The organism is Candidatus Viridilinea mediisalina (assembly GCF_002532535.1).
In the GTDB taxonomy this organism is placed as follows: domain Bacteria; phylum Chloroflexota; class Chloroflexia; order Chloroflexales; family Chloroflexaceae; genus Viridilinea; species Viridilinea mediisalina.
The window spans coordinates 79,180-97,471 of sequence record NZ_NQWI01000005.1; the positions used below are offsets into that span (position 1 = coordinate 79,180).

Consider the following 18,292-nt stretch of genomic DNA (forward strand, 5'->3'; position numbering starts at 1 on the left):
ACAAGGTTTCAGAAAACCGAAGGTTGCTTTACCTTCTTGCGAGGATGCGTGAGGCGAAGAGGCGAGGACTTCGCGTCCTCGCGTCCTCGCAAACTGTAATGTAGCTATGAACCATGTCTAAGGAGTCTTTCCTATGTCTAAGCAACCGTTTGTTCACAGTGTACTCGTTCTGCTCCTGCTCTGCGCCATCGGCTTGTTAGCAGCCCCAAGCCAACCCGATGCGCGTGCGGCTGAACCTGCTCCGGCTGCACTGCCTGAGCTTGCGCTTGATGTTGGCTTTAGCCCACGGGTTGAGTTGGAAGGTACGGTCAATGCGCTGGTCGTTCAGCCCGATAATGCAACCGTCGTTGCCGGATCGTTCCAGTTGGTCAATGGGGTGCTGCGCGAGAGCTTGGCGCGCCTGGCTGCTGATGGTTCGTTGGACACCACGTTTCAGCTTACCGCTCCGTTGATAATGGACAATCCGAGTTTCTACGCCTTGGCCCTGCTACCCGATGGCAAGCTGCTGGTGGGCGGGCAATTGACCATGCGCGGCGAGGATGGCCAGTTCCGCAGTAATCTCGTGCGCTTGCATCCTGATGGCCGTCTGGATGAAGCCTTCTTTGCGGGGAACTACCAAGCTGGAGGGCTGGATGGTGTGGTGCATGCCATTATGGTGCAGCCTGATGGTAAGATCATAATCGGGGGCGCCTTTAGCACAATCCATGAACAGAGCCGCCCAGGTATCGCCCGCCTCCACCCCGATGGCAGCGTTGATCTCAGCTTTGCGCCCGGCGAGGGCGTTGATGGTGAGGTGTTGAGCCTTGCCCAACAGTCCGATGGCCGGATCATTGTGGGCGGCAGCTTTCGGACATTCAATGGGCAGAGCGCAGCCTACCTCGTCCGCCTCAATGCTGATGGCAGCCGCGATCCTAGCTTTGCTCCACAGCTCAATGGTGCAGTCAACACGGTGGTGGTTGACAGCACTGGTGACATTTTGTTTGGCGGTGATTTCACGTCGGTCAATGATGAACCCCGCAACAAGTTGGCCCACTTGGATACCGATGGAACACTGAAAGACCTGAGTACTGGCCTTTTTTATGCAGTGCAGAGCATTGCGCTACTCGCTGATGGCAGCATTGCCGTTGGGGGCTGGTATTCGAGCATTATCTTTGATGGCAGGCCAATCTACCACGATGCACGAGTTGCACGCTTTGCTGCTGATGGCTCGCTCATGGCAATACTCAGTTTCGATGGCCGTCCCACCCACGTCTTGGCGCTCGCCCAACGGCCCGATGGTCACGTCGTGGTAGGTGGTAACTTCCGAAACCTGCAGAAAATTCAGGATGAGCCGGTGATCTACCGCCACAGCCTGGGCCTGCTCGATGCCGATTTTACCTTTGTGGCAGGGTTTGAGCCCCAAGTGACCCAACCCGGTCATGTTGCGACCCTTGTACCCCTAGCCGCCGGGTCTGTCCTCGTGGGGGGCAATTTCAGCCTGGTCAATGGTACACCGCGTGTGGCTGCCGCTATACTCACGCCAGCAGGTGCGCTCGATGCCACCTTTGTGCCACCCTTCCGCCGTACTGGCAACCAGGTGAGCGGAGCACTGCACTTGGATGATGGTTCCTACCTGTTAGGTGGCGATTTTAGCGATAACTATACCGATCAGGATTTGCGTTGGCAAAATATAATTCGGGTTGACCAACAGGGTAGCATCCTGCCATTCCCGCAGATCACCGTGACGCAGCCCAAGCTCAAGCGTGATGCCGAGGGCCGCATTCTCGTTGCAGGCTTTGACCGGCTCTACCGGCTTTTGGGTGATGGTTCGCTTGATCCTACTTTTACCCTCAACCATGTGGAGGGGTTTGTGGTTGAAACGCCGGGCTGGCGGGGGAGCATCAACAGCGTGGTGGAGTTGGCCAATGGCCAGTTGATCGCGGCGGGCAACTTTGAACGCTTTGCAGGCCACGAGCGCAGTACGCTGGTGCGGCTGCATGCCGATGGACGCCTAGACCATAGCTTTGTGCCACCTTCATTCCTCCCCATTCAGGGCGGTGCCCATCCCGAAGTGTATGCGGTGGCTCTCCAGGGTGAGCAGGTGTTAGTGGGTGGACGCTTCGCCGTTGGTGAAGCTGAAGAACGTCGCGTAGGCTTGATCCGTCTTGATGCCGAAGGTCGCCTTGATCCAAACTTTGCCCATGCATCCATCATCGTCCATGCCATAAGCCCCTTTGCCGATGGCTCATTCATGGTTGGAAGTACGTCACAGATCATCGAAGGGAGTAGCATCTACAACTACATCTTCCACATGCTACCCGATGGTACCCGCAATCCCGCCTTCAACTCCAGCATCACTCGTCCGACAAGGTATAACAGTGGCGTCTATGCGCTTGCGCCCCTCAGCGCCGAGCAAGTGCTCATCGGGGGCCATTTTACTGCCATTGAAGGTGCGCGCCACGTTGGCTTAGGGCGCTACGGCCCGCCCGATCAGACGGTGACCACGATTGAGCCAATAACCGATGCCGTGCTAGAGCTTGAGGCTGAGGGGGTGCGCTACGACTTTGCAGCGGGCACCTTTGGTGAGACGGTGACCTTTCAGCATCGTGCCCGCCCTATGGCTACATTGCCATCGCTGGGAACCTTGATTGGCAGTGGTCAGGGCTTTGAGTTGCGGGCGATCAACCGCGCAACTGGTGCGCCAGCCCAACCGCAGCCCGGGCAAAGCTTCACCATGACGATTACGCTACCACCTGATGCCGTCTCAGCCGCGCAGGCTTACGGGCTCTGGCGTTGGGACGAAGCCGCAGCCCAGTGGACCCAGCAGGGCATTCGCAATAGCCTCAGTGCTGATGGCCGTCAACTCATTGCCGTGATCGAACACCTCTCGCTCTTCGCTGTCCTGCGTGCCCCCGATGAGCCGGGGCAGCCAGAGCAGCCGGAGTATCAGATCTACCTGCCGTTGGTTGTGCGGTAAGACCATTTCCAATTGTAGATTGCAGATTGTCGAACAAGACAACGCTGTTTTGTTGCGTTCCTAAGAGGCTGTCTGAAAAGTCTATGAACTGGCGTTGGAGTGCCGGCTTCAGCCGGCTAAAGCCGGCACTCCAGCGTGTGCCCACTAGCTTTTCAGACAGCTTCTAACTCTATCCTTGGTACACATGGCCCATGACCATTTCATGGGCTCTACTACATGTACCGTACCAAAGGGCCAAAAGTTACGGTCGGGTGGCGCAGATTGACGAAATTGGGGTGAAATGACAGCTTCACGGCTCGCTCCGTACCACCTGCTGCACAATGATGTCGAGTTGCAACGGGCGGCCCAGGCTACGCTCCAGTTCCTCGCGGGCACTGGCAACCTCGGCAGCCACGAGGGGCTGCCCCGCTTCGCGGCGCACGGTGGCGATGATCCGCAGGGGATCGCTGCGCCGCAATTCTAGGTCAACCAGTTCGGTGTGTGGCATCGCCGTCCGCAACTCCTGCTCAATCCGCGCATGCGAAACCGGATTGACCACGAAGCCAATGATCATTGCCAGAATCAGACCAAAGAGCGTCACCCCAATGATCGAACCGATCCGCCGTGCGCGCGGTTCATGCTTGGCCCGTGGGCGTACCCCCAAGTAGAGGAAGGTTGCCCCGGCGGCGAACATGATTGCACTGATGTTGGCGATGAAGAGCAGCAATGCCCCTTGGTAGAGTGGGGCATCACCAATGGCGACCCCCATGCCAACGGTGCAGATGGGTGGCATGAGTGCTGCGGCAATCGCGACGCCCGCAAGCGCCGCAGGAATGTCTTTGCGTGCTTGGGCGTAGGCCGCAATCACTCCGGCGGCAAGGGCCACCCCCATATCAATCAGGGTGGGGTTCCCACGGGCAGCCATTTCACTCGTGACGAGCAGGCCCGGACTCAGGGCACCAATCAGCAGCGCAAGGCTGAAGGCGAGCAAAAAGCCCTCGAAGAGGGTCAACACTGCCCGCTGTACCACATCGAGACGGCCAGCCGCCATAGCGATAGCGAATGCGATCAGGGGTGACATCAGCGGAGCGACGAGCATCGCGCCAATGATGACCGCGTTGCTATTCGCAAGGAGGCCCAAGGTTGCAAGGATCGCGGCAATCACCACAAGGACATTGTAGTCGAGGCTAGTGCGGCTCATCTGGGCGGCGCGGCCAATCAGTTCACGCTGCTCCACTGGGGTAATCGTTGGGCGCAACCAGCGCAACGTGCGCGTCAGCAGGGGGGTCTGTTTGGCATTTCTAGGTTCACCCCGGTCACGAATCACCAGCACCACCGCACCATCAGCGCCACGCAGCAGCGCGGTGGCCACTTGGCTATAGAACCAATCCTGCTCTTCAGGATCGGGATAGTCGTAGCCAGTCACCAAGAGCGTTTGGGCATCGGCGCGCTTGAAGATGCCCTTGACCGGATCAGGATCGTCCAGATGCTCACGGGCCATATCAGGATCAAGGCCGGTATGGCGCAAGCGGCGGCGCAGGTAGCGCCGGGTGGCACCACCCGATTGGGCATTGCCAACGGTTACCAGGCGCATTGGTCGTTCAATATGCTCTGCCAAACGCGCTCCCACGCGCAATGCAGCTTCAGAGAGATCGGTGACCGCACAGGCAATCAGCACTTGACGAATATCGGCTTGGGCCGGGCGGTAGATCACCACCGGGCATGGCGAGGTGGCAGCGACATTTTCGGCAATCGCGCCCACACCAGAGCGTTGGGCCGGATCGCGGCTTAAGCCGAGCAGAATCAGGTCGGCCCCATACTCACGGGCGGCATCAAGGATGCCACGGGCCACACTGGTGGCACTGACCACAAGACTGCTGACGGGCACCCCTTCGCTTGCCAAACGTTTCACAATCTGCTCAATCGTCCCCACCGATTCCTCTTCGTTCTCGACGAGGCCCAACGAGACGGAGAGCGCGATGATGCGTGCATGCTTACCCTCAGAGAGCAAGGCCGCCATCCGCACCATCTCTTCAACAGGTTCAGGTTCATCAACCGCAACGATCACGTTGCCACTTGTATAGTGAGGCTTTTGTAGCAAAGTTGCTCCTTGTTTTTCTTAGACGCGAAGACGCGAAGAGGTACCGAGGGTTGCACCACAGAGGCACCGAGGGCACAGAGTTCGGAACAGTAGGGAGTGCCAACACTGGTGATGGCCATGCCACACCCCGCTCTGTGATCTCTGTGTCTCTGTGGTGAAAAGCTCTGCACCTCCCCGCCTCGCTACCCCACCGCCCGGTAGTTCGCGTCGAGTTGCGGCCCAAGCAGCAGCAGCGCGGCGATACGCCGGGCGATGGCTTGTACTTCGCGCGCCTCGTCAACGCTGAGACCGCGTCCGAGCAGCGCCCGCTCGCGGTAGCTGAGCCACTTCTTGATCACTTGGTAGCCGCCCATCGTGTAGGCCCATATGGCGGGCGGCATGTTGCGCCAGTAGACCCGCTCGTTCAAATAGATATCAAGTGTCGCGCCGCCCGCCTCAAGGCCCAATGCGGAACAGATTTCGCCGCCGCTCGCGGCGCGTTCGACCACGCGCCCCTTGGCGGGCATGGTGACCCCGCTGCGCCCCCGGTAGCCCCAGCCAACGGTGAGATCGAGGTCGCCTGCGGCGGGGTTGATCTGCCCGCCACCAACCATGCTCACTACGGCGATGGGGCGCAATTCGTCGCGGATAGTGCCACTGGTGATGCCCACAACCGGATGTTCGCTGTCGAGCAGCGCCGCCACCTGCCGCCCTAGCTCTGCCGAAGCCAAGAGCAACGCGCTCGTGGCGGGCAACGGGATGCGCGGCCAGTCTTGGCGCAGTGCATCCGCGTTTGCTACCCGATAGGCCGGGGCGTGCAGCAGCGCCAGGCTGTGGTAGAAGAGCAGACTGGCATCACGCAGAAGCCCCAGGCGCTCCACTGTCAGGTAGGCTCCCGTGCCGGTGCAGGGATCGAGGACAAAGACCTGCGGATCGGCGAGGCCATCGGCCACGCCCAGATCCTCACGCAGCGATTGATCAACGCGGGCAACCATGTAGCGCACCACTTCGGGCGGCGTATACCAAACGCCTAGTTCCTTGCGTAGCTCTGGATCGAACGCCTGCAGGAAGGGCTCGTAAAAATACTGCACCGCTTGGTCACTCTCGAAGCGGGCGAAGAAGGTCGCCCGTTCAACGCGATTGAGCGCGGCACCCGTCCAGTTGAGTACCTCTTCGAGATTGAGCGGGCGCAGATGGAAGGGGGCGGCAATGCGGTGAAAGAGCACCTGCAAGACTGGGACGTGCAGGTAGTGTTGGGCGAGCCGCCAGTCAAATGGTTCTTGACGCTGAGGATTTTCGTGATGCCAAAGCACCCAAGCCGAAAAGACGCCATAGAAGAGGGTCTGGATGAGCGTCGAACGAAAGAAGTGGTCGCCGCGCTCATGGGCAAAGCGAATCCCCAAGGCGACTTCAAGCGCCTCACGCACCTGATCTAGCGCGGGCAGTTGGACACCTTCGATGCGGGCGCGCGCATCGCGGGCATAGGAGGCCAAGAACCAGGCCACATCAACCGGATTGGTGAGCGGTGCCGCTGCGAACAGCGCCCGCTTGAGGTATTCAGTCAGGCGCTCGCCGTGCAGCCGCGTCGCTGCAGCGGGCTCGGCCAGCAATTGCCAGAACGCGGACTCATCAGCGGCAAGCTGATAGCGCTCCTGGGGCAGTGGCTGACCATGGGCATCGCGCCCAACCAGCAGAAAATCGCGGTAGTTGGTGAGCAGCACCTGACCATAGCCAGCGAGGTACCGCTGCACCTGCTCGCTGGCCGCGACCTGTTCCAGATCAGCGTTCGCCCCCTTCACCTCAATGACACCACGCGACGGCAAGGGAGCCGGGAAGGCATCGGCGGACGCATCATGCCCCACCTGATCAGCGGTAAAGAGGCCACCATCAGGCATGCCAGCACCGCGATTCCTCAGCGTCAGCACACAGCGCACCCGGGGGCGCAGTGTCGCACCAACCGCATTAAGCAGCGTCGCGAGCGCCGGGTAGTAGGAGGTCTCCTTGACCGCCGAGCCAGATGCGTGGATGGCGCACAGATCGCGGAGGTAGGTTGTGATAGCGTCCATAGGTTTTTCTATGCTGGGGCTTGGTATTGTACCATTTACGATTGTAGATTGTAGATTGTAGATTGTAGATTGCAGATTGCCGAACATGGCGTTCCAATGGGCTTTCGCGTTCTTGATAATGCGGCATGTTCAAGGGTAATTGGTATTACTCATGTTCGATGTGGTGCATTGTAGCACGTACAGGCTCATGCATGGTGGGAGACAAACGCCTGATGACTGACTGGAGCATAGCGCCCCAACGCCCCCTGAGTAGCCACTTGCTCTTTAGGACTCCATGGGGTTGCCTCAAGGACAATGTGGTGGTGCTGGGCCAGAGTGGCAGCGAAGGTGTCCATGATCGCGTTGTGGCTCGGTGGTTTGGGATGAACCTCTGCAAGGCCCGCAACCCGCGCTGCCAGTGCTGCGCTAGTGGCAACCCGTTCGGCTGGGCTGAGGCGCAGGAGTGCAACCAGTTCGGCACCCGGCCAGTGAGTGTAAAGACCCACTTGGAAGAGTGCGCCCATGCGCCGCCGTACCTGCGAGAAGCCTACGAGCTTGCGTCCTCCAACCAGCACCTCGTAGGGTGAACGGCCCCCAAAGCAGGCCCGTCGCACCAACGGATCGCTCTGCTGCGCGTCGGCCCGCGCTGCCGCAACGCTCACCAAGCTCAACTCGGTGCAGCCCAACTGCGCCAAGCTTGCCATCCAGACCGCTCCAAGCCATGCGTAGGAGGCGGTTACATCATGCTGGTAGAGCGGATGATCAAGCGGTAGGGCAATGTCCTGCATGAGCAATCCGGGCACAAAGAGGACGGCTGTGCCACCCGAAGCACGGCGGTGCAAACTCACCCCCGCAACTTGTAGGGCTGCCGCATCAAGTTCGCTGAGACGTTGCCCCGAGCCAAGCACCATAGCCCTCTGTTGCGCTCCGTACCAACGCAACGCCGGACGGCCATGGGCCACCAAGCCTGCCAAGAGCCCTTCAGCCCGTGCTAAGGCCAGATCGGCAGGATCGTCACTAGAGGGCAGCATACGCCAAGCATTGGGTTGATCTGTCATTTGGACTATTCTCTCTTTCCTAAGAAGCTGTCTGAAAAGCCGGGGGACACAAGCTGGAGTGCCGGCTTTAGCCGGCTAAAGCCGGCACTCCAACGCCAATCCATAGACTTTTCAGACAGCCTCTAAGCTCCACTTTCCTCTTTCCTCCCCTCTGGCGGATCAGGCAGGCGTAACAAGGCCAAGCCGCCTACAAGTGCGTAGATCAGGGCGGTGATGATAAAGATGCCGCGCAAGCCAATGAGGAGCACAACCAGCGCACCGAGGATCGGAGCAACAGCCCGTGCGATAGAGACAATGGCGTTGTCAATGCCATAGACCGCCCCTTCACTGCCGGTGCCGGTATAGCGCCCGAGTAGCGCACTAATCGCGGGAGAGACGCCGCCCCAGACGGCACCAGCGCTGAGTTGCAGGGCTAAGAGTTGCCATGGGTTCGTTACGAAAATGTGGAGCAGATAGAGCAGCACACTCAGGCTGGCACAGCCAATCAGCACCCAACGGTGCCCGTGCTGGTCGCCCAGGCGCCCTAAGTAGATCGAGGTGGCGACACTGGCCGCCGAGGCTGTGCCGACCATAACGCCAGTCACGGTACCAATGCGCTCATCAGTGGCCATGAGGGTAAGAATGAAGAGCGGCGCAAAGGGAATGAAGATCGTATGGGCTAGGCTAGCCAAGAAGCGGAGACTATAGGCAAGTGGCATCCCACTGGTAGCAAGAATAGCACGCCAACTGGCCAAGAGCCCCTGGTGTGGCTGATCGGCTTTGGGGCTTGGCCGCGCCCCGCGCCGCACCCCCAAACTAACGAGCAGTCCGGCCAGCAACAGCAACCCGGCGGTCAGCACAAAGGGCATACGATAGCCAAAAGCATCAGCGAGCAGCCCGCCGATCAACGGCCCCAACGCAATCCCGCCCCAAAGCCCCATCTGCAGCGTCCCCATCGCATAGCCCAAACGCTCGCGGGGCACCTCTGCCGCTACCAACGCATTAGCCGCCGAAATGGTGCCAGTAATCATGCCTTGGATGGCGCGCAGCAGCACCAACTCCTCAGCCGAACGCACAAAAGCCATGAGCAGCAGAATCAGCGCCCCACCATACATGGCGCGTTCGACCATCAGTTTATAGCCTACACGATCGGCTAACGAACCCCAGATTGGCGAGGCAAGCGCCATCGTAATCGCTTGGCTACTAAAGGCCATACCGGCCCAAAACTCAATGCTTAAACCCGTCTGGGTTCCAAGATCAGCCACATAGAGCGGCAAAAAAGGGAAAAAGACCGCAAAACCTACCGCCGAGATAAGTTGGGCCGTAAACATAATCCAAAGGGTTGTCTGCCAACGTTGAATGGGCATGGATGTAAAATCTTATAATGTAACCCTACTGGACACATCAACCAATTTACAATCTCGCAAGGTTGCTATAGTATAGCGCAGGATATGAACATGCAACTGCCCTTCTTTGTCTACGGTACGCTCAAACAGGGCGGACCCAATTATATGCGCTATCTGACGGGCCATACGACGAGCGAGCTCGCGGCCTATCTTGAGGGTGCGGTCATGTTTACCCAAGGCCCCTACCCCTTTCTGACCCGCGAGCCCGACCTGCTGCCCCCTGCTGCGGTCGTCTATGGCAGTTTGATCAGCATCCGCCCCCCTGTTTATCAACTGGTACTCGCTGATCTCGACCGGCTTGAGGGCTATGTCGCAGGAGCCAGCGAGAATCTCTACGAACGGGTACGCTTGGATGTCATGACCGCCAACGGCCCGCAACAAGCTTGGGTCTATATCGCTGGTACCCACGCGTTACAACTCATTCGTACCGGCCAGATGCGCTCCATTCCCGGAGGGGTCTGGTCAACGGAATAGGGAGGGCTTCGGGGAGGGCTTCGCCCTCCCCGAAAACCCCTCCCACGATACCAAAAGCCATGCATAAACCAAAACTTGTCACCATAGGGCTTGTGCAACTGCGTTGCAGCGCCGAGCCTGCCGCCAACCTCACAGCGGCACTCGATGGCGTGCGAGCAGCGGCAGCCCAAGGGGCGCAGATCATCTGTCTGCCCGAGTTGTTCCGTTCGCTCTACTTCTGCCAGAGTGAAGACCATGACCACTTTGGGTTGGCCGAGGCGGTGCCGGGACCAACGACGGAGCGCTTGTCGGCATTGGCCGCCGAATTGGGCGTTGTGCTTATTGCCAGCCTGTTTGAAAAGCGGGCCGAGGGGCTCTACCACAATACCGCTGCGGTCCTTGATGCCGATGGACGCTACTTGGGCAAATATCGCAAGATGCACATCCCCGATGATCCGCTTTTCTACGAAAAGTTCTACTTCACACCGGGCGACTTAGGTTTCCAGGTCTTTCCGACGCGCTACGGGCGCATAGGGGTACTGATCTGCTGGGATCAGTGGTACCCTGAAGCCGCCCGTCTCACGGCGCTACGCGGCGCCGACATCCTCTTCTACCCCACAGCAATTGGCTGGCATCCGAGTGAGAAGGCGGAGCATGGTGTGGCGCAACATCAAAGCTGGGAGCTGATCCAACGTTCCCATGGCATCGCCAACGGCTGCTACGTGGTTAGCGTCAACCGCACCGGCCACGAAGGCGACCCGCAGGGCGGAATTGAATTCTGGGGCCAAAGTTTCATCAGTGACCCGCAAGGCTGCCTGCTGGCCAAAGCGCCGGTAGAGCAACCAGCGGTGCTTGTGCAGTCCATTGATCTCGGCATGCTCGATCGGCAACGCACCCACTGGCCCTTCCTGCGCGACCGGCGGATTGATGCGTATGGCGAGTTGACGCGCAGATTTATTGATTAGAGTTTGCGAGGACGCGAGGACGCGAGGACGCGAGGACGCGAGGACACGAGGACGCGAGGACACGAAAACGCGAAGACACGAGGACGCGAAGACACGAAGACGCGAAGACACGAGGACGCGGGGACGCGGGGACGCGAGGACGCGAGGACGCGAGGACACGAGGACGCGAAGACACGAGGACGCGAAGACACGAAGACGCGAAGACACGAGGACGCGAAGACGCGAGGACACGAAAACGCGAAACCATCGCCTCTTCGCCTCACGCATCCTCGAAAAATGGAGACCATATGCGACACACGCCGCGTGAACTGGGTTATCGTATGCCTGCCGAGTGGGAGCCACACCAGGCGACGTGGCTCTCGTGGCCCCACAATGAAGCGAGTTGGCCGGGAAAATTTGCCTCCATTTGGCCCGCCTATACGCAAGCGATTGCCGCCTTAAGCCGCTCAGAGTTGGTGCATATCAACGTCAATGATGCGGCGATGGAGGCGCAGGCGCGTGATCTGTTGGGGGCGGCGGGGGTACACACCAACGTACAGTTTCACCATTTTCCGACCAACGATGCCTGGTGCCGCGACCACGGCGCGATCTTTGTGGTACGCAACGAGGCACCGCGTCTCGCGGCGCTTGATTGGAACTACAACGCCTGGGGGGGCAAATATCCGCCCTACGACTTGGACAACGCGCTTCCGCATCAGATGGCAGCCCAGCTTGCTGTGCCATGCTTTGCCAACGACATGGTGCTAGAGGGTGGCTCGATTGACGTGGATGGTCAGGGCTTATTGCTCACCTCTGAGCAGTGTTTACTAAACCCCAACCGCAACCCGGATTTGGATCGTGATACGATTGAAGCGAACCTACGCCATTTTCTGGGTGTTGACCAAATCTACTGGCTGGCTCAGGGCATTGTGGGCGACGACACCGATGGGCACATTGACAACATCGCCCGCTTTGTTGCGCCGGGGGTAGTGGTAGCGGCGGTTGAGGATGACCCGCACGATGAAAACTACGCGCCCTTGCAAGAGAATCTAGCCCGTTTACGCAGCATGCGTGACCGAGCGGGGAAACCGCTGACCATTCTGAGCATCCCCATGCCGCCACCGATCTTCTATGAAGATCAGCGTCTACCGGCGAGCTATGCCAACTTCTACATCGCCAACACAGTAGTTCTATTGCCCACCTATGGTCATCCGAACGATCAACGGGCGGCAGCAGTCTTGCAGCAATGCTTCCCGGAGCGCACGATTGTCGGCATTGATGCAACCGACATCGCCTGGGGTTTAGGAGCGTGGCACTGTTTGAGCCAACAGGTGCCGTTGGGGTAATGCCATTGCAGATTGTAGATTGTAGATTGTAGATTGTAGATTGTAGATTGCCGAACATGGTGTCTCAATGGGCGTTAGCGTTCTTGATGATGCGACATGGTCAAGGGAAAGTGATATTATAGCAGTTTTTCAACACCATCAAAGACAAATTCTCGTGTACGAAATGCAACTCGAACACCGTATTTTCTACGGATAGCTTCGGTTTGTTTGAGTCGTTTGGGAACACCGCGTCCTGTACTGAGAACAACATATGCTCTAACTCCATACTTTGCCACAAGATCATGTCCGGGTGATTTACGATGAATGCCAGTATGAAAGCCCTAACTTTCAGACCGCTTGCAAATCCGTTCGAGGGTTTGATCAATTTGATCCAATGCAGTACCAACATCCTTGCCCTTGAGTTCGACAAGTAATACAATACCTTTAGTTGCTTTGACACTTTTTGCCCAAAATAGGTAGTCAACTTTGCGTATATTCGCACTACTGATCCAGCAGCCATCAACTTTGATGCGCCAAATGGTATCACCAGGCTTAGGACGAATCAAAAAACGGCGTGAACGCTCTTCTGCGGAGGAATTTTGACTAATACAGCTCTCAGGTATACCAAGATCGATCAGCCATTGAGGAGGTTTCATACTGCATCTTCCATTTCATCCTGAAGGCATGCAAAGGCAGCACCTAAATCATCAGCAACTTGATCAAGTTCACCCTCATCAATGAGCCCCACTTCATCATCCATGATGTTAGTCACATGACCATCGGGTGCAAAGCGATAGGCGGCAACGCGGTCATGAGCCAAGGTGGTTTTTGTCGAGATACTGGAAGGTAGATGATGCTTCTTATCGAGTACCTTCTGAGCCATCAAGAAGTTATTTACTGCATAGAGTAGGTAGGGGCTATGAGTAGTAATGACACATTTAACGTCTTGGCGTACAAGTTGGGCAACCATCTCCATGACATTAATCTGAGCACCGGGGTGGAGGTGCGCTTCGGGCTCCTCAAAATAGACATAGCGTGAAGGTATCGCTGAGTTGGAAATAAGCGACTCAGCAATCGCTAGAAATGGCCAGATCTCCATTTGCCCGGCAGATATTGCTGAAGACTGAAAGATTTTGTGCCCAATTTGCAACGAGATAGTACCTGGACCATAGCGCAAATCGCCCTTCGTAATGGCTTTGGCTTTTTCTCGAAAGAACTCTAGCTCTCGCAGATTGTCAAAGATTGAGTATTGCCCTTCTCTACGTCTTTCTTGATCACGCCATAGTGAATCCAATGCCGATCCCAGAACATTATAGAAAGTGCTAATATAGCCAGGGAGTATTTGAGTTTTCATGCGACTACGCGAAAAAAGGAGTTGTAGTTGTGGTGCTGCAAAAGGAGGAACAAATGAGTAGAGAATACGGCCTGCAGGGATATAAATTTGGCTCTTTGGTACACTACCAGTCTTCCACCAAGTACGCACACGCTGCTCAAGAGCTAAATTTAACATGGCTTGCTGGTTAAGCCAAGATATCTGCTGTACATTTTCTATGTTGCTTTGTTCAAATTCCCAGCTTAATAATGTATTCTCATCACAGAGTAATTTCGGGTCATAACCAAGCCATAATTCAAGAGCAGAGCGCATCATCTCTCCAGGATTATCATTATCGGTAGCCGGAGGGAGCAATTCTTCGATGCCACGCAAAAAATAGAGTACTTGCGCGGCTAATGATTTTCCTGAAGCCTGAGGTCCAACAAAAGTGGCACTCGGCAGCGCCGTCGCGGTCGCACTTGGCAGCACCGTCGCCGTCGCACTCGGCAGCACCGTCGCCGTCGCACTCGGCAAGCCTGTCGCCGTCGCACTCGGCAGCGCCGTATTCGTGGCACTCGGCAAGCCTGTCGCCGTGGCGCTCGGCAGCGCCGTATTCGTGGCACTCGGCAGCACCGTATTCGTGGCACTCGGCAAGCCTGTCGCCGTGGCGCTCGGCAGCGCCGTATTCGTGGCACTCGGCAGCACCGTATTCGTGGCACTCGGCAGCACCGTCGCGGTCGCACTTGGCAGCGGGTCGGGTGGCGGCACCACAGGGTCGGACGGCGGCAGCGGGTCGGGTGGCGGCACCACAGGGTCGGACGGCGGCAGCGGGTCGGACGGCGGCACCACAGGGTCGGACGGCGGCACCGGGTCGGACGGCGGCACCGGGTCGGACGGCGGCACCGGGTCGGACGGCGGCGGCCAAGGCGATTCTGGTGGGGGCACAGGTTCTTGGGGGACATCCCAGATCCCTTCCGACGGTGGCCCTGGGTCTTGGGGCGCATCCCAAGGAATCTCCGTTGGCGGCGCTGGCGCAGCAGGTGGCGCTGGCGCAACAGGTGATGGCGCTGGCGCAGCAGGTGGTGGCGCTGGCGCAGGTGCTGATGTTGGAGGTACCGGAACTTCGGTTGGATCTGGGGCAGTAGTTGACCTTACGGTGGGTTCATGCATGGCCACTGGGGCGGGGACACTCGTGTTGGCAGTTGTTGGCGCAGGAGTAGCCACTGGTTCATGGGCCAGCCCATCAGGCGTGAGCGGCAAGGCGGCTTGGGGCAGCGGTGGTAGCTCAACCGGCACCAGAGGGTTATCTGACACCGGGGGCATTGCGCGCAAGATGGCATCACGCGCCGCCTCACTAATCACCGCCTCATCCAAGGCTGCCTGGGCGTTCGTGCGCATAGGCCAAGGGCGATAGTCGGCTGCGAGGGGCGAGAGCAGACTGATGGAATAGGGTTGCGCCTTTGGCCGTGCGGCCACCAGCGCAGCCTCGGCTGCTTGGATCACCGCGAACATACCCAGCAACAGGGCCATGAAAAGACACACCCAAAGCGGGTGCCGGCGCAGGAGCCTAAGCCCGCGACGAAGATAGATAGTGCGTCGTCTGCTCATGGCTGTTTCCTTGTGGTAGTATGATGGTAAAAGCAGACCCCTCACCGAGTTGACTGGTCACGCTGAGGCTGCCGCCTTGGCGCTCGGTCAGTTTGCGTGCCAAGACGAGGCCAAGGCCAAGCCCACGGGGGGCGTGGTTTAAGGCGTCATCACTGCGCTGGAGCCGCTCAAAGAGCTTGGGCAGCCGTTCGGCTGCAATGCCAGGCCCGCTATCGCGCACCGTCAGCGCCACCCCTTGATCGTGATGGGCGGCGGTAATTGTAATCGGAGCGCCTTCGCCATATTTGATCGCGTTGTCGAGCAGTTGGCCTAGGGCAAAGCTGAGCAGACGCGCATCGGCGCAGATCATCGGCAGGTTGGTGGGTATTTCCAACTCAATCGTTACCTCAACGGCAGCAGCGGCAGCACGGAGCGGGCCAAGGGCCATCTCGACCACACTCTGCACGCCGGTGGACGCGAGTTCCAATTCGAGCGAATTGGTTTCGATGCCAGCAATCATGATCGCCTTATCAATCAAGACGCTCATGGCTTGGCTCTGGCGCAACGAGGTGTCAATCAGTTCGCTTTGTAGAGGGGCCAAAGGCCCGCCGATGCCCTTGGCCAACATATCAGTCGCACTCGTAATCGCCGTGAGTGGTGTACGCAATTCGTGCGAAATCAGCGCAATCAGGTCGGTCTTAGCCCGCTCCATAGCCGCCTCATCACTAATGTCGCGCAGCACAATCACCTCACCCTCACCGGCATCATCGCGGCCAGGCAACTGGGCAACGCGGGCACTGAGCGTACGTCCGTGCAGCGTATAGCGGGTGGGGCGTTCGTCTGGTTGCGCTTGCCCGTCATTGAGTGGCTTCAAAGGCAGACGGGCAAAATAGTAGCTCCGCCGCCGCCAGTCGTTGATCGCAAACAAGCTCTCGGCAGCCGGATTCATCATCACAATGCGTCCACGCCGATCACAGACAACCACCGCATCAGCGATGCCGCCCAGAATGGCGGCGCGGCGCACCCCTTCACGCTCGACATCACTGTAGAGTCCAACATTATGCAAAGCAGTAGCGGTCATACCCGCAATGGCCAGCAGTGGCGCATGGATGCCCGAACTAAAGACACCCGGTTGGTGGTGCAGCACCACAAGCAGCCCAATCAGTTGCCCTTGGGCATAGAGTGCCATATAGCCCACTTCGTTATACGTAGGCGGCAGATCGAGCGCCCGCAGACGGCGTGCATCCTGGCGAACGAGGGTAAAACCATTGGCACGCCGCGCCGCCGCGTGCAATCCCACCTCATCGCCATGAGGGGCACCCGCCAGCAGCAACAGTTCCAGATCAGCGCAGGGGGCCACCACAATGCGCCAATGGTCGCCCTCGTGCAAAGCAACCAGCGTCGCAGCATCAGGCACCAACTGGGCCACCGAGCGGCCCGCTTGGGCCACAATATCGTCTACCTGCCGCTTGCCACCCAGATCGCGGCTAGTCGTATAGAGATGCAGCAGCCGCCCCGTCATCTGATTAAAGGCCCGTGCCAACAGCCCCAACTCATCGCGTGAACGCACACCACTGCGCCGCTCCAGATCGCCACCAGCCACCGCCTGCGCGGTACCCACCAACTCCTGCAGAGGCCGGGTAATCTGGCGGGCAACAAGGGCACCTACCGCCACCACCGCACCCAAGAGCGCCATACTCAACAGCAGCAGTGGCACCCGCTGGGTCTGCCAACTACTGATGATAAAGCTCTGGGGCAAGGCAACTGCAAAAAAGCCATCCATCGTGCGGCGCACACGCAGCGGACTATAGGCCAACTGATATTCGCGGCCCCCGATGATGCCAACATCCTGAATATGCCCCGGCTCCGCTAGGCTCCGCGCTTCGGCCAATTCAGCCAGCACCGCCAGCGGAATGGGCGGCACCAGCGCATCTCCTGCGAGCAGTTGGGTCGTTGCTACGGCAACGCCACGCCCATCATAGAACGTCGTAATGCCAGCCTGACTACGCTCCTGCAACCAGCGCAAGAGTTCAGGCAGCGGCAAAGCCACCATCGCCCCACCCACGAGCCCATCATCAAGCCAAAGGGGGGCTGCGGTCCAGAGCCGATCTTCGCGGAAGGTCGAAAACTTATCGCCATAGGCATCACTCTGCTGATACAGGATTTGTTGGGCCAACCACCATTGCTCCAGATCATCCAACTCAAGGGGCTGGGGCGCATCACCCGGCCCAGCCTCAGGTGGCCGTTGCCAACTAACCAGCGGCTGACCAGTGGGATCAAAGAGTACAAGGGTATGCAGGCCCATATTGGCCCAAATCGGGCGCAACAGCCGCACCAAACGGGCCTCATCGCCCGCAGCCAACGCCTCTGCCATACCCTCCGTAAACGCAATCGTCCGCAACTCCTCAATCTGGCGATCCTCCAGGGCCACCAGAGCATCACTCGTCGCCTGGCCCGCCTCGACCAAGCGATTATTCAGGCGATCTTGCAGACTGCCTGCGGTTACCCATGCAGCAACAAAGGTCACTGTCGCCACCAGCACAATCGCCAGCAACAGATAGGGTACAACTATTTTGGTGCTAATCCGCCCTGTTAGGGTACGAATGATGAGACGCATAGAGTTTGGGGAGTGCAAAGAAACAGAGCCTACGTTCAATCAACGTAGGCTTGGGTTGGTTTTGCCATGGCTAATACCATTTACGATTGTAGATTGCAGATTGTAGATTGCAGATTGTAGATTGTAGATTGCAGATTGCAGATTGCCGAACATGGCGTCCCAATGGGTTTTAGGCAATAGCGCAAAAGGAACGCTGTGTAGGGGCACGGCGCTGCCGTGCCCCTGGGGGCTACGGCGACCACGGGGATGGCACGGCGCTGCCGTGCCCCTGGGGGCTACGGCGACCACGGGGATGGCACGGCGCTGCCGTGCCCCTACGGTCTATGGTCAAGGGAAGCAGAAATTTTTAAGTGTCCCAGCAGCCTGTCATGCTGAACAAAGCGAAGCATCTCGAAATTTGGTTACCACAAGAGACCTTTCGCTTCGCTCCTAAGGCGGCGCGGTGGTGCGGTGGCTGAGCTTGTCGAAGCCCCGCGGCGCGGTGGTGCGGTGGCTGAGCTTGTCGAAGCCCCGCACCGCTGCGCCGCCACCCTCCGCTGGCTTCGACAAGC

At 58.6% G+C, this 18,292-nt stretch carries 11 protein-coding genes; 4 read left to right on the forward strand and 7 right to left on the reverse strand.

What is annotated here, in order from left to right:
• Nucleotides 1-133 precede the first annotated feature (133 nt).
• Nucleotides 134-2,956, forward strand: coding sequence for a delta-60 repeat domain-containing protein (locus CJ255_RS02225; protein WP_097642467.1), 2,823 nt, complete (start codon nt 134-136; stop codon nt 2,954-2,956).
• Nucleotides 2,957-3,245: 289 nt separating this feature from the next.
• On the opposite strand, the gene CJ255_RS02230 is transcribed toward CJ255_RS02225, so the two are convergent.
• The 4 genes from CJ255_RS02230 to CJ255_RS02245 form a co-directional block, all read right to left on the reverse strand.
• Complete coding sequence (locus CJ255_RS02230) at nt 3,246-5,036, reverse strand: DUF389 domain-containing protein (protein WP_097642468.1); 1,791 nt, start codon at nt 5,034-5,036, stop codon at nt 3,246-3,248.
• Nucleotides 5,037-5,218: 182 nt separating this feature from the next.
• Nucleotides 5,219-7,168 (reverse strand): type ISP restriction/modification enzyme, encoded by a 1,950-nt coding sequence (locus tag CJ255_RS25065; protein ID WP_217352384.1) that lies wholly within the window; start codon nt 7,166-7,168, stop codon nt 5,219-5,221.
• Nucleotides 7,169-7,266: 98 nt separating this feature from the next.
• Nucleotides 7,267-8,118, reverse strand: coding sequence for a lipoate--protein ligase family protein (locus tag CJ255_RS02240; RefSeq protein WP_097642470.1), 852 nt, complete (start codon nt 8,116-8,118; stop codon nt 7,267-7,269).
• 122 nt (nt 8,119-8,240) lie between these two features.
• Complete coding sequence (locus tag CJ255_RS02245; RefSeq protein ID WP_245863129.1) at nt 8,241-9,464, reverse strand: MFS transporter; 1,224 nt, start codon at nt 9,462-9,464, stop codon at nt 8,241-8,243.
• A 90-nt stretch (nt 9,465-9,554) separates the two neighbouring features.
• On the opposite strand from CJ255_RS02245, the gene CJ255_RS02250 reads away from it, so the two are divergent.
• The 3 genes from CJ255_RS02250 (at nt 9,555) to CJ255_RS02260 (ending at nt 12,246) form a co-directional block, all read left to right on the forward strand.
• Entirely contained in the window at nt 9,555-9,977 is a 423-nt protein-coding gene (locus CJ255_RS02250) for a gamma-glutamylcyclotransferase family protein (protein WP_097642471.1), read from the forward strand.
• 59 nt (nt 9,978-10,036) lie between these two features.
• A complete protein-coding gene (locus tag CJ255_RS02255; RefSeq protein ID WP_097642472.1) occupies nt 10,037-10,921 on the forward strand; it encodes a carbon-nitrogen hydrolase in 885 nt (294 codons plus the stop codon).
• Nucleotides 10,922-11,208: 287 nt separating this feature from the next.
• Nucleotides 11,209-12,246, forward strand: coding sequence for an agmatine deiminase family protein (locus CJ255_RS02260; protein WP_217352385.1), 1,038 nt, complete (start codon nt 11,209-11,211; stop codon nt 12,244-12,246).
• 320 nt (nt 12,247-12,566) lie between these two features.
• Here the strand turns inward: CJ255_RS02260 and CJ255_RS22395 are convergent, their stop codons facing one another.
• Genes CJ255_RS22395 through CJ255_RS02275 form a run of 3 tightly spaced genes read right to left on the reverse strand, consistent with a single transcriptional unit; the run spans nt 12,567 to nt 17,741 of the window.
• On the reverse strand, nt 12,567-12,881 hold the full coding sequence (locus CJ255_RS22395) for a hypothetical protein (protein ID WP_124681787.1): 315 nt from the start codon (nt 12,879-12,881) through the stop codon (nt 12,567-12,569).
• A complete protein-coding gene (locus CJ255_RS02270) occupies nt 12,878-15,067 on the reverse strand; it encodes an AAA family ATPase (protein ID WP_097642474.1) in 2,190 nt (729 codons plus the stop codon). Before CJ255_RS02270 ends, CJ255_RS22395 begins: the two co-directional genes overlap by 4 nt.
• 37 nt (nt 15,068-15,104) lie before the next feature.
• Nucleotides 15,105-17,741: an ATP-binding protein gene (locus CJ255_RS02275; protein ID WP_097642475.1), complete on the reverse strand. Its 2,637-nt coding sequence runs from the start codon at nt 17,739-17,741 to the stop codon at nt 15,105-15,107.
• Nucleotides 17,742-18,292 lie beyond the last annotated feature (551 nt).

Excerpts from the sequence above, each read along its gene's own strand:
- CJ255_RS02270 (WP_097642474.1), bottom strand. The coding sequence starts at position 15,067 with ATGGCCCTGTTGCTGGGTATGTTCGCGGTGATCCAAGCAGCCGAGGCT.
- CJ255_RS22395 (WP_124681787.1), bottom strand. The coding sequence starts at position 12,881 with ATGAAACCTCCTCAATGGCTGATCGATCTTGGTATACCTGAGAGCTGT.
- CJ255_RS02275 (WP_097642475.1), bottom strand. The coding sequence starts at position 17,741 with ATGCGTCTCATCATTCGTACCCTAACAGGGCGGATTAGCACCAAAATA.
- CJ255_RS02260 (WP_217352385.1), top strand. The coding sequence starts at position 11,209 with ATGCGACACACGCCGCGTGAACTGGGTTATCGTATGCCTGCCGAGTGG.
- CJ255_RS25065 (WP_217352384.1), bottom strand. The coding sequence starts at position 7,168 with ATGTTCGGCAATCTGCAATCTACAATCTACAATCTACAATCTACAATC.
- CJ255_RS02240 (WP_097642470.1), bottom strand. The coding sequence starts at position 8,118 with ATGACAGATCAACCCAATGCTTGGCGTATGCTGCCCTCTAGTGACGAT.
- CJ255_RS02255 (WP_097642472.1), top strand. The coding sequence starts at position 10,037 with ATGCATAAACCAAAACTTGTCACCATAGGGCTTGTGCAACTGCGTTGC.
- CJ255_RS02250 (WP_097642471.1), top strand. The coding sequence starts at position 9,555 with ATGCAACTGCCCTTCTTTGTCTACGGTACGCTCAAACAGGGCGGACCC.
- CJ255_RS02225 (WP_097642467.1), top strand. The coding sequence starts at position 134 with ATGTCTAAGCAACCGTTTGTTCACAGTGTACTCGTTCTGCTCCTGCTC.
- CJ255_RS02245 (WP_245863129.1), bottom strand. The coding sequence starts at position 9,464 with ATGCCCATTCAACGTTGGCAGACAACCCTTTGGATTATGTTTACGGCC.